Annotated in this window: 9 protein-coding genes; all 9 read right to left on the bottom strand. The window is 66.5% G+C overall.

The genetic code is table 11. The annotated features are described in order from the left end of the window. Window positions 1–236: hypothetical protein (locus tag B5F40_RS16480; RefSeq protein WP_204217449.1), on the bottom strand; the 236-nt coding region annotated here is incomplete at its 3' end. Then, complete coding sequence (gene murB / locus B5F40_RS15440; protein WP_087195164.1) at window positions 236–1,189, bottom strand: UDP-N-acetylmuramate dehydrogenase; 954 nt, start codon at window positions 1,187–1,189, stop codon at window positions 236–238. The genes B5F40_RS16480 and murB, both read right to left, overlap by 1 nt. A gap of 509 nt (window positions 1,190–1,698) precedes the next feature. Beyond that, a complete protein-coding gene (locus B5F40_RS15435) occupies window positions 1,699–3,189 on the bottom strand; it encodes a helix-turn-helix transcriptional regulator (RefSeq protein ID WP_087195163.1) in 1,491 nt (496 codons plus the stop codon). A gap of 197 nt (window positions 3,190–3,386) precedes the next feature. Further along, window positions 3,387–3,665, bottom strand: coding sequence for a twin-arginine translocase TatA/TatE family subunit (tatA, locus tag B5F40_RS15430; protein ID WP_087195162.1), 279 nt, complete (start codon window positions 3,663–3,665; stop codon window positions 3,387–3,389). A gap of 533 nt (window positions 3,666–4,198) precedes the next feature. Next, the gene (gene fdhD, locus B5F40_RS15425) at window positions 4,199–4,942 is read right to left on the bottom strand and encodes a formate dehydrogenase accessory sulfurtransferase FdhD (RefSeq protein WP_255396430.1); all 744 of its coding nucleotides are present in this window, start codon (window positions 4,940–4,942) and stop codon (window positions 4,199–4,201) included. Between the two features lie 11 nt (window positions 4,943–4,953). Beyond that, entirely contained in the window at window positions 4,954–5,880 is a 927-nt protein-coding gene (locus B5F40_RS15420) for a formate dehydrogenase accessory protein FdhE (RefSeq protein ID WP_087195160.1), read from the bottom strand. 170 nt (window positions 5,881–6,050) lie between these two features. After that, window positions 6,051–6,818, bottom strand: coding sequence for a cytochrome b/b6 domain-containing protein (locus tag B5F40_RS15415; RefSeq protein WP_087195159.1), 768 nt, complete (start codon window positions 6,816–6,818; stop codon window positions 6,051–6,053). Next, window positions 6,811–7,752 carry a 4Fe-4S dicluster domain-containing protein gene (locus B5F40_RS15410; protein ID WP_087195158.1) on the bottom strand — a complete coding sequence of 314 codons (942 nt, stop codon included), beginning with the start codon at window positions 7,750–7,752 and terminating at the stop codon, window positions 6,811–6,813. Before B5F40_RS15410 ends, B5F40_RS15415 begins: the two co-directional genes overlap by 8 nt. Before the next feature lie 15 nt (window positions 7,753–7,767). Beyond that, window positions 7,768–10,980: a molybdopterin-dependent oxidoreductase gene (locus B5F40_RS15405; RefSeq protein WP_342395022.1), complete on the bottom strand. Its 3,213-nt coding sequence runs from the start codon at window positions 10,978–10,980 to the stop codon at window positions 7,768–7,770. Window positions 10,981–11,210: the final 230 nt, after the last annotated feature.

The raw sequence follows: 11,210 nt of genomic DNA, 5'->3' as shown, positions 1-11,210 counted from the left end.
AAACCCGTGCCCTCTCCGGGCGAGGCCGCCCGCGGAATGCGCACCGCAGGGCCGGCCTCGCCCGGAGAGGGCACGGGTTTCGCGCGGGCCGCCATTCCACCCGCCTCCCCGCACGACCGGAGACGACCGACATCCCCGTCCCACGATGCGATCGCGCGGATCTTCGAAGCCCGCTCGTCAACAGGCCCCCATGCCAACCCTCCAGCGCAGGGCGCGACGAGGGGCACGAAGGTCATCAGGATCCACCGTCCTCGAGCGGCCCTTCGAAACCCCACATCCTCACCTCGGGCTCGAGCGTCACGCCGGACGACTCCCGAACCCTCCGCCTCACCTCGACGATGAGGCGGCGGACGTCCTCGGCCGTCGCTCCGCCCGCATTCACGACGAAGCCCGTGTGCTTCTCCGACACCTGGGCCCCTCCGACGCGGAAACCTCGCAGCCCCGCGTCTTGGACGAGCTTGCCGGCGAAGAAGCCCTCCGGCCGCTTGAACGTGCTGCCCGCGCTCGGCAGCTCGAGAGGCTGCTTGTCCGCGCGGCGGCGCGCGAGGTCGTCCATACGCTCGCGGATGGCGCGCGGCCCGTCCCGATCAGGAGAGAGGCGCAGCACGGCCCCGACAACCACGAGATCCTCCTCGCCCATCAGGGAGCGGCGATACCCCCATCCCGCCTTCCCGGCGGGCACCTCGACGAGCGTCCCGTCCAAAGCGAGGCAGCGCACCGATGCGGCGACGTCGGCGAACTCGCCGCCATATGCGCCCGCGTTCATGACGGCCGCGCCTCCCACCGTGCCCGGAATGCCCGAGGCGAACTCGTAGCCCGAAAGTCCCGCCGCGCACGCAGCTTCGGCGACCTGCGCGTTCGAAGCCCCTGCCTCGACGTGCAGGAGCGCGCCGTCCCCGCCGTCGATCCGGATCCCCGAAAACCCGCCCGCAACCTTCACCACCACGCCGCGCAGGCCCCTGTCGGCCACGAGCACGTTGCTGCCCAGCCCCAGCGTGAACACATCGGCGCCCAAGTCTCGGCAGCGCGCGTACGCCAAGCGCAACTCGCCTTCCGAACGAGGCTCGACCAGCATATCGACCGGCCCCCCGATGCGAAACGTCGTGTGGGCGGCCATCGGCTCGTCGAGGCGCGCGGTCCCGCTGCCGAGCATATCAGCGAAAGCGGCTTCGAGCAGCGTTCGATCCATGGTCGGACGTCCTCCCCTCTCTTTGCGGCGGCGCGCCTTGTTTGGCGCTCGATGCCATGGTAGCGCATCGAAGGAGGACGGAGGGCCTCGATCATCCCCTGCCCGCGGAAAGGCCTCGAAACCTTCGGAACCGAAGGCGCGACGCGAGACCGACCGTCGCGGCCTCTCCGCCGTCAAACAGGTTCCGGAGGCAGCCCATGGCCCAGCGAGAGTCGCACCTGAAAGCCCGACGCGAACGCGAGAGGCGCCCTGGGCGCAAGCGGGCTCGTCGGAGCGCCAGGAGAGGCGAAGGAAGGCGTCGCGTCGGCCTCTCGTCCACGACGCCCCTTCGGCGACCGCGCTCGCCGTCGCAAGGCTCGCACGACAAGAAGGCTTCTCAGAAGCGCGCAAGGGCAGCTGCGAAGCGGCCCCGCTCGCCTTCCGGACGACGGGGAGCCGAATGCTCCCGCGGCAGCAAAAGCCCAGCCGCACAACCGAGCAAAGACACCGGGAAAGAAGGGGCCGGCCCCTCAGGCGCCCCCGCCCAGCGAACGGACGGCTCGCTCGCCCAGATCGATGAGCTCTTGGCGGCCGTGCGTGCCGGTTTTGGCGTAGATGCGGCGCAAATGCGTCTCCACGGTGCTCTTCGAGATGAAGAGCTCTGCGGCGATGCGCTCGCCCGTACGCCCCCGCAGCGCGAGAGGCAGCACCTCGGCCTCGCGTTTGGAAAGCCCGAACTCATCCGCGATGGCAGCGCACGCGTCCTCGAACCGGTCCGCGTCGCGCACGATCACCGACAGGGCCCTAAAGTCGCGTTCCGTGAAAAGGAACAGGTAGGCGAACAGCGCCGCGAGCCCTGCGAACGCGGCGACGGCGTAAGGAGCCTGGCCTGCCGGCTCGAACAGCTCGATGCCGTTGCCCAGCACCACGCCGGCCATCTCCCCTGCGTAAAGCGCCGCGAACCCGCGGGCGAACGAAAGCGCCGCGTCCTGACCCGTGATCTTCGCCATCACGAGGAACAGAGACACGAGCACGCAGATCAGCCCGAGGTAACCGGCGAGCACGATGGACTCGCCGGGAACGCCGAACGCGCCCAGCACCGGAACGAAGAGGAAGCCCGCCATCATCACGAGCAGGGCGAGGCGGTAGGCCGCGTCGAGAGGCCCTTCGGCATCGTCGGAAGCGTCCGCGCCAAGCGCGCCGCCCGCCAAGAGCTGCAGCGCCGCGATGCAGAACAGCACGAGCAGCACGAGCGTGGCCGCGAACGCGGGTGTCGAGGCCATGCCGGGATCGGATCCGAACGTCTCCATGAACCCGGCGGCCAAGCCGAACAAAGCGGTGCCCGCCACGATCTTCTTCGAAAGCCGGGCCGTTTCGGCGCGCTGCTCCTTCGTTGCCACGAGGTCGCCGAGCGTGAAGGAGGGCGACTCGCCGGCTCCGCGCGCGGGATCGAGAGGGGCGCCTGCCCGACGCTGGCTCCCCTGCAGGGAAAACGCGCTTCCCAAGGGCAAAAACTTCAACACGAGGGGCGCGCCGGGCACGGGCACCGACGACACGACCAGGCACGCCGTCGCCGCCGTTGCGAACGCCACGAGCACCTCGGGCACCGCGCGCTCCACCGGCCTCCGCCCGAGCGCGCGGCCCCACGCCGCCAGCATGAGCCCGCCGGGGATGCCGACGAGCAGGCTTTCCAACGCGATGCCGCCCGCACCTGACTCCGCGAGGGCGGGCACGAGGGATCCGAGCACGAGCAGGGCCGCATAGCACCACAGGAGCGGTCCGGCCAAGAGCGCGTCGCGCGCACGCGGGGATGCGGCGCGCAGCAGCGCGAAGGCCAGCACCATGCACAGGAGCGTGCCGAAGAGATCGGCGCGCTCGAACGCGAAAGCACCGCCGCCGAGCGCGCGATTCCATCCCAGGTAGAACAGGGAGAACACGAACCCCTGATGGCAGGCGAATCCGAGGGTCACCCGAAGCGCCCCTTCCTCGCGCAGACTTGCGGCACTCACGCCGAACGGCACGGTCGCTCCTCCCTTTCGGGTCGACGTCTGACAGGGCCGCTGACGCGGCTTGGCCCATCATACCCGAACCGCCTCCGCGCGCAGTCGCGCCGCAGCGTTTCTCCCCCAAATACGCAACCGCCCCGGCATGATCGCCGGGGCGGTTGCGGGCGCGGGGAGGGAAGGGGTCGCGCCTCTGAAATAGAGAGTGGTCGGTGTTAGGCGGTCTGCTCGGCTTTCTTGGCAACCTTGACCGTGGCTTTCTTCTTGGGAGCCGGGCGCGCGGGTTCCTCTGCGGACCCGTCCTCGTCCTCGACGGCAAGCTCGACGTTCTCCGCGTCCTTTTCAGACTCGTCGCTGCTCATACCCTCGCGCAAGCCCTTCACCGTCTTGCCGAGCGACGCGCCGAGTTTCGGCAGGTTCTTCGGCCCGAAGATGAGCAGGGCCACGGCAAGGATGATGAGAAGCTCGGGCATCCCCATTCCAAGGATCTTCATGTCAGTGCGCCTCCTACAAATCCGGAAGGTCGTCCCGAAGGCGGGCCTTCGTTCGCTTTCGCTCGCTTATCAACGTAGCCCAGTATGCCCCCGATCACGCCGACCGCCTATCGTGCAGATGCGTGATTTTGCGCTGCCATCCTGTTTTTCCTCTGTCATGCAAACGGAGTAAAACTAGCATCGCACCAGTTCATTAGATTGTCGCATCAGTTCATTCCCGAAGGGGCCGAAATGCTTTCCCCAATGCACGCACCGGAAAGGCCTCTGAGCGGCCGGACAACGTTTGGCCCTGTAGCCCCCTCGCGAAAGCGGCTGCCCACCGCCCTCAGTCGGCGGATCCCGCTCAGCACGACCTGGATACAGCGGCTCCGCCAGCACAGATCCTGTCGCATGCGCTCCCTCGAAAAAAGCCCGGCGCTCGCGACAAGACTCTGCCCACGGTCGGGAAACGCCGATTGCCGGCGCGGAGTGAAAGCCGCGCGCCTCTCAAAACGAACCGTCGCTTTGCTCGCGAGCTCGCTGTCGGAAGACGTTCAGCCGCAAATGCGCTCGGGGCGCGAGAGAACGCGCAGACCGCCGTCGCGGCAATGAGAGACGAGCGTCACGCCCAGCTCCTCGGCGCGACGGACGGCCTCGTCGGTGGCCGATTTTCGACTTGCCAGCACAGGGCAGCCCGCGCGATGGGCCTTGAGCGCCATTTCGCAGCTGATGCGCCCAGTGATGAGCAAGGCCTTGTCGGAAAGGCTCATGCGATCGAGCCAAGCCTGGCCCACGAGCTTGTCCATGGCGTTGTGCCTCCCAATGTCCTCGCGGACAAGCAGAAGCCTCCCCTCTCCCGCCGCAGCGAGTCCGCAGCCGTGTACGCACTCTCCCGTGTTGCGGCGGGGGCTGCGCTCGCATAGCTCCTCCATGCACGCGAGCACGTCATCGGCGTCGAACACGGCCTCCGACCCTATGCGCGCCTCCGGCCCGATGCGCCCGCCCTCCGAAAGCAGCGCCGACCGGGCGCAGCCCGCCGAGGTCACGCGATGGAGAGGGCGATACCCTTCTCCGACGCCCTCGCCAGAGGCGACGCGCACCTCCGCGCGCCCGAGGTCTTCGCGCACTTCCACAAGGCGATCACGGTCGGCGATGAGGCCTTCGGATAGCAGGTAGCCAACCGCCAACTCGCGCAAGCCGTATGGACTGCCCTGGCTCACCGCCACAGGCGCACCGTTCAAGAAAATGCGGATAGGGCGCTCGGCCGTTTCGGCGGGACGGGGCGGACAGATCTCCACGCGCGCCACGGCTACCCCCGAGGCCCGTCGTCGGAAGCTCCCTCGGCAACGGTCGCGCCGGCCACGGCGCGGCGGTAGGCCACGAGGTCGAGCCGCGCCATCACGACGTCCTCCACCTCCCAGGAAAAGGGAGCGAGGGCGCTTTCCTGGTAAACCGTGCGAACGTATCCTCCGCATTCGTCGCAAACGGCCATTCGATGGGCCTCGTCGCCCTCGATGTTGAAGTAGTGCAGGCGCCCCTGGTTTCTCGTACCGCAACGAGCGCAGCGCACGCGCTCGAAAGGCCAGGAGCATCCGCACTGCGCGCACCACAGATCCTTCGTCCCGCCCTGCCCCATGGTCGACGCGCCGACGCGCGCGAGCGCGGCGGGAGCGCCGCACGCGGGGCAGCGGACGGGCCGAGGCGCGTCGGCGCATGCCCGAGCACGCGCCTCGACCACGGCTTGCGCCGCGGGATCGAGCAACGCGCGCAACGCGAGCGACACCGCCACGCCGCCCATATGGGCGGCGGCCTCGCCCATGCCGTCGTCGGAGAGCAGATCGACGAACTCCTCCACATAGTCCGCCGGATCGACGCCCGCAAGCGCAAGGGGACTGGCAGCGACGAGGCGATCCCATCTCGTGCGAGCGAGGCTCTCGTTCACAGGGTCAGCAAAACCGCCGCGCTCGCGCAGAACTGCGGCGAGGCGAGAGGCCGCATCGGCCAACGCATCGGCAGAAACGAAGGCCGGGACGTGCCCGAAGATCGACTCTCCCGAACCCGACCACGCGCGCAGCTCCGCATCCGGCGGCGCCGCGTAAGACGCGTTCGGCGATTCGCGGCTCACGGCATCCTGCACGGCCCACAGCTCGCGGAAAAACGCGAGGCGCGCGCCGTCTGCCTCATCGAGGCGGGGTCGGTACGCGGCGATGGCCGCGTCGATGATCGCAAGGTTCATACAGTGGTTCCTCACATTGAAACGGGTGCTTGATCAAGGCGCGGGCGCGAGGCCGAACGCCTAAGCGCTGGGCAGAGGCCGCGGCATCGCACCGCGGCCTCTGCGGCGATCACGGGGGAGGCCGGCCCGTTGAGAGGGACGGGTCCCTCGCATGGACCGGCCGCGCGGGGCTACCTCCGCTTCTCCACCACGTTCTCGCCCAAGGCGATCTCCTCGCGCGCCCAATGCCCCCAATGATACAGCGCATCGGACTCGGAGACCATGCCGTTGCCGAACATGAGCTTCGCCAAGCCGCGATAGGGCTGGAAGATGCCCGAGCCCAAGAACATGTGCGCCATCGCGAAGATCGCGATAAGGAAGAAGCCTATGTCGTGCAGGAGCAGGATGGCGCCATGGGCGGCCATGCCGAAGTCCGCCCACGACGAACCGACGACGAGCAGGATGCCCGTCACCCCCATGAGCGCGCCCGCGAACCACAGCATGCCGTCGGCGAAGCGCTGGCCGCTCTTCACCTCGTGCTGGTCGGGCATGTGTATCCACTTCGCCATGAACAGATAGGGGAAGAACAGCTTCATCCACTTCTTGTCGTCGGAATCCCATTTCGTGAACAGGTTCTTGAACACGTGCGCCACGCCTTTCGGCGCCAAGAGCCCGCTCACAAGCGGCACGGCCACGAACACGACGCCGATCACGCGATGCGACATGCGCATGAACAGCACCGCGTCGGGGCCCGCCGCCTGCGTGAGCGCGGGCACGAACACGAACAACCCGCTCAGGCACAGCCAGATGCAGCTCATGGCGGTGATGCCGTGCGTGAGGCGAGCCTGCAGCGAATGGCGCTTGATGAAGCGCTCCACCTTGCCTTCGCTCATCATCTTGAGGAAGGCCTTGTTCAAGGCCATGTCTTCGGCAGACACCCGCACCGGACCGTTACTCATGGCCGTCCCCCTTCCTGACCGGAAGATTCTCGAAGATGTGCTCCTTGACGGACTGCTCGTCCTGCCCGTCGCCGTGCTTGACGACTTCGCCGGTTTCCACGTCGATCGTGTCGCCCGTCTCCGGATTGTAGGCGAGCTTCTTGCGCTTGTAGCCTACGCCGAGGCCGAACATGGCCGCGAAGCCCAAAACTGCCGCGCCTGCACCGACCGCCGTGAGCGGCTTCATGATGCCCACAAGGTCGGCCATCGGGCTAGCCTGGGGATTCGGCACCTGGCCATGCGCCTCCACGCCGTATTTCAACACGTAGATGACGTGCAGACCGCCCATCTCGTTCTCGCCGTAGAGCACGGCGTCCTCGTAGCCGCGCCCCTTGAGCACCTCCACACGCTCGCGCGCGACTTCGAGCATCTCCTCGCGGTCTCCGAACCTGAGCGCGCCCGGCTGGCAAGTGGTCACGCACGCGGGCGCCATGCCCTGCCGGATGCGATCCACGCAGCCCGTGCACTTCTCCACGATGGTCACCTGGCCGAGCGGCCCGGACGCCTCGTAACGCGGCACGTCGAAGGGGCATGCGGTCGAGCAGTACTGGCAGCCCACGCATTTGGAGCGCTCGACGGCGACCATGCCCGTCTCCTCGTCCTTGCGCAGGGCGCCGGACGGGCAGATGCCCGCGCAGGGAGCGTCTGAGCAGTGACGGCACGCTCGGCGCCCGAAAGCCCACATGACGCCCTTGCTCCCACCCTCCAACTCGTTGTACGTCATGATGAGGCGGGTGTGACCGTTGAGGTCGGGCGGGTTCTGGTGCGTGCCGGAGAACCCGCTCTCGTTGAGCCCTGTGGGCGAAGGCAGGTTGTTCCAGCATTTGCATGCGATCTGGCAACCATGGCAGCCCGTGCAAAACGAGGAATCGAACAGTATCGCTTTCTCAGCCATCCCTCATCACCTCCCTTACGCCTTCTCGATGTTCACGAGGAACGCTTTGAACTCCGGCGTCTGCGAGTTGGGATCGCCCACGTTCGGAGTGAGGTCGTTCACCAAGGTCTCGCTCGTGCCGAACGCGCCCGCCCAACCGTAATGGTGCGTGAGGCCCACCAAATGCTGCATGCCGCCATCCACCGTAAGCGGCTTCATGCGCTTGGTGATCACGACGTCCACCACGACTGAGCCCCGGTTGTTCCACACACGCACTTTGTCGCCGCGCGAGATGCCCTTCTCAGCCGCCAGCTCCTCGGATATCTCGATGAATTGCGCTGGCATGGCCTCGACGAGCGCCGGGCACATGCGGGTCTGGCTACCCGTCTGCCATTGTTCGGTCACCGAGTAGGTGGTGGCCACGATGGGATAGTCCGCCGCCGTGCCGTGCTTGGTGGACTCGTAGTCTTTGCCCAGGAAAACCGGGTTGTTCAAAGAGCCGTTCACGATATTTTTGGAAAGCGGCGTCTCGAACGGCTCGTAGTGCTCGGGCAGGGGCCCGTCCACCATGCCGTAGCTCTCCAGGCGCGCGTTCTGCTCCCACAGCATGAAGAAGGCGTTGTTGTTCGGCGGCACGGGCACGCCGTTAGACACCGCGGTGAAGTCTCCCACGTCCACTTGGTTCCATTCACTGCCCGTCCACTCCACAAGCGTTTTCTCGGCGCTCCACGGTCTGCCCTCCGTGTCGGCCGAGGCGCGGTTGTACAGGATGCGCCGGTTGTTAGGCCACGAGTACGCCCAGTTGGAATAGAGGCCCAAGCCGCTTTCGTCGGTGTTGTCGCGACGCGCGATGGGCTGCTCGGCGGGATCGAGCGGAGCGTCGTTGTTGTTCCAGAAGCCCGAGTAGATCCACGTCGCGCACGCCGTGGTTCCGTCGGCAGCCAGCTCTGAGTATCCCGAGAGCAGATCCACCTTGGGATCGTCTGCGGAGGTGTCGCACTCCGTTCCCGCCACGCGGTAGCCGTTCAGCGCCCACGCCACCGGGCGCGGGTCGATCTTGCCGTCCACGTAGTAGTCCCACTTGGTGTTCAGGATGGGATCGGGGTTCGCGCCGCCCTCGGCTTCGTAGAGAGCCACGATCTCGCGCCACAGCATGTCCACGATCTCGTAGTCGGGCTTCGCCTCCCCCCATGGCTCGACCGCTTTGAAGCGGTACTGCAGCCAACGGCCGGAGTTCAAGATGATGCCCGGTTTCTCGTAGATGAGCGCGCAGGGAAGGAAGTACACCTCCGTGTCGATCTCGGCGGGTTCCATATCGGGAGCCTTCCAGAAGGTGGCCGCCTCGGTGAGCACCTGGTCGACGACCACGAGCCAGTCGAGGTTGGCCATCGAACGACGGGCGTTGCCGGCATTCGGCGCGGAGTGGCAGGGGTTCATGCCCCAGTTGAAGTAGCCCTTGATCACGCCCTGCGACATGAGCTCGAACGTGGAGATGTGGGTGTAGTCCTGGTCGCCTACGGCCGAGGGGACTTTCGGCCACCAGTCGTAGCCGTAGTCGTTGTCCAGGGTGGCGGCATCCCCGAACCACTCTTTCAGACTTGAGATGAGGAACTTGGGCTTGTTGGTGTAGTAACCGTCCGAGTACGTCTCGCCCTCGAGCCACTTGCGCAGGGTCGCGCGGGCCGTGGTGTTGGGCCATTTAAGGTACGCCGGATGCTCGTTCACGAGCATGCCCATGTCGGTCGCGCCTTGGACGTTAGGCTCGCCGCGCAGGGCGGCCACGCCGCCGCCGGGCACGCCCACGTTGCCCAAAAGCAGCTGCAGCACGCTCATCGCGCGGGTGTTCTGCGCGCCGTAGGTGTGCTGGGTCTGCCCGAGCGCGTACAGGATGGCGCCCGCCTTGCCCGGGGCCGCGGTGGACGCGTAGGTGGAGTACACCAGCTCGAGCGTCCCCTTGTCCATGCCGCAGATGCGGCACACGGTGTCCATGTCATAACGCGAGTAATGCCGCTTGAGCTGCTGGTAAACGCACATCGGATCGGAAAGCGTCATGTCGCGCTTGGGATGCTCCACCACAGGCGGCGTGAACTCGGGGACGCCCTCGCCCACGGCCCATGCGTACGCCCCGCCCGCGGAGGTGTCCCATTCGCTTTCGGATTCCACCTGGTAGTGCCACGAGGCCGCGCTGTAGGAACCCGTCTCCTCGTCCCAGCCGGAGAACAGGCCCGTCTCAGGATCGAACTCGTAGCCCTCGTTGAGCAGGTAGCTCGCATTGGTGTAATTCAGCAAGTACTCGAAGTTGTACTCCTCCACCTTCTCCCCCGCGAGGTGGCGCGCCAAATTGGGTTCGATGAGATTCTCGATGATGTAACGGTACATCCCACCGTAGAAAGCGATGTCGGTGCCCGAGCGGATAGGGCAGTAGATATCGGCCACTTCGGCGGTGCGGGTGTAGCGCGGATCGACGACGATCCATTTCGCCCCGCGCTCGTGGGCGCGGTTCAGCCACTTCGAGCTGACCGGATGGTTCTCAGCCGAATTGGAGCCGATGTTCATGACGACATCGGCGTTTTGGAAATCGCACCAGTGCGTGGTCATGGAGCCACGGCCAAACGATGCCGCCAGACCGGCGACAGTGGGGCCGTGTCAAACACGCGCCTGGTTGTCGATGGCGATGAGCCCCAGCGAGCGCATCGCCTTGAGGATCAGGTACTCCTCCTCTGAGTTCTGCTGCGAGCCACCCAAGCTGGCCATGCCAGGCGTATGGTTGACCGTCAAGCCGCCGTCGTCCGTTTCGACGAAGGTGGCATCGCGTGTGTCCTTCACCTTGCGGGCGATGGCCTTGATGGCGTCGGCCCAGCCGATCTTCTCCCATTCGGAGGAGCCGGGACGGCGCACCATCGGGCTGGTGACGCGACCAGGGTTCTTCACGACCTCGCGCGTCTCGGGGTCCACGACGTTGCGCAGCTGGAACATGGCGGCGCCCTTCGGGCACAGGCCGCCTTCGTTGACGGGATGGTCGGGGTCTCCCTCGACGTTTATCAGCTCTCCGTTGCGAACCGAGCACAAAGAGCCGCAACCGCCCGCGCAATAGCAGCAGATGTTCGTGTACTCCTCGGTGTTCACAAGCTTCCAATCCTGTCCGGACTCGAAAGCCAGCGCCTCCGATTGCGAGGACAGCTCGAACGCCATGCTCGCGGCGAACGCGGCCCCCGTAGCCTTGAAGAAGCCTCTGCGTGACAGGTTCATGCCCCCGGTCTCCTTTCCTTCCATACTCGCCTTCCGCCTCGTCCGCCTCGCTTCGCCGAAGCGACATCGCATCGGCGACCAGCCAGCATCGAGCGGACTTCTTAATTGGTATTAATACGATAACATTGCAAGCAGAGGGAGCGCGCCTCGCGCCGGCGAGCGGCGGTTTCCCTGTCGGGGGGGGGGGGGGGGGGTGGGGCGGGGGGGGGGGGGAAAGGTCGGGGTGGGCG

Origin of the sequence: Gordonibacter sp. An230 (assembly GCF_002159915.1) — a bacterium.
In the GTDB taxonomy this organism is placed as follows: domain Bacteria; phylum Actinomycetota; class Coriobacteriia; order Coriobacteriales; family Eggerthellaceae; genus Rubneribacter.
The sequence above is the reverse complement of the archived record's forward strand: the minus strand, read 5'-3'. Positions and strand labels throughout refer to the sequence as shown.

What these genes read in the sequence shown, in the direction of transcription:
- murB (WP_087195164.1), bottom strand. Translation starts at nt 1,189, where the DNA reads ATGGATCGAACGCTGCTCGAAGCCGCTTTCGCTGATATGCTCGGCAGC.
- tatA (WP_087195162.1), bottom strand. Translation starts at nt 3,665, where the DNA reads ATGAAGATCCTTGGAATGGGGATGCCCGAGCTTCTCATCATCCTTGCC.
- B5F40_RS15420 (WP_087195160.1), bottom strand. Translation starts at nt 5,880, where the DNA reads ATGAACCTTGCGATCATCGACGCGGCCATCGCCGCGTACCGACCCCGC.
- B5F40_RS15415 (WP_087195159.1), bottom strand. Translation starts at nt 6,818, where the DNA reads ATGAGTAACGGTCCGGTGCGGGTGTCTGCCGAAGACATGGCCTTGAAC.
- B5F40_RS15410 (WP_087195158.1), bottom strand. Translation starts at nt 7,752, where the DNA reads ATGGCTGAGAAAGCGATACTGTTCGATTCCTCGTTTTGCACGGGCTGC.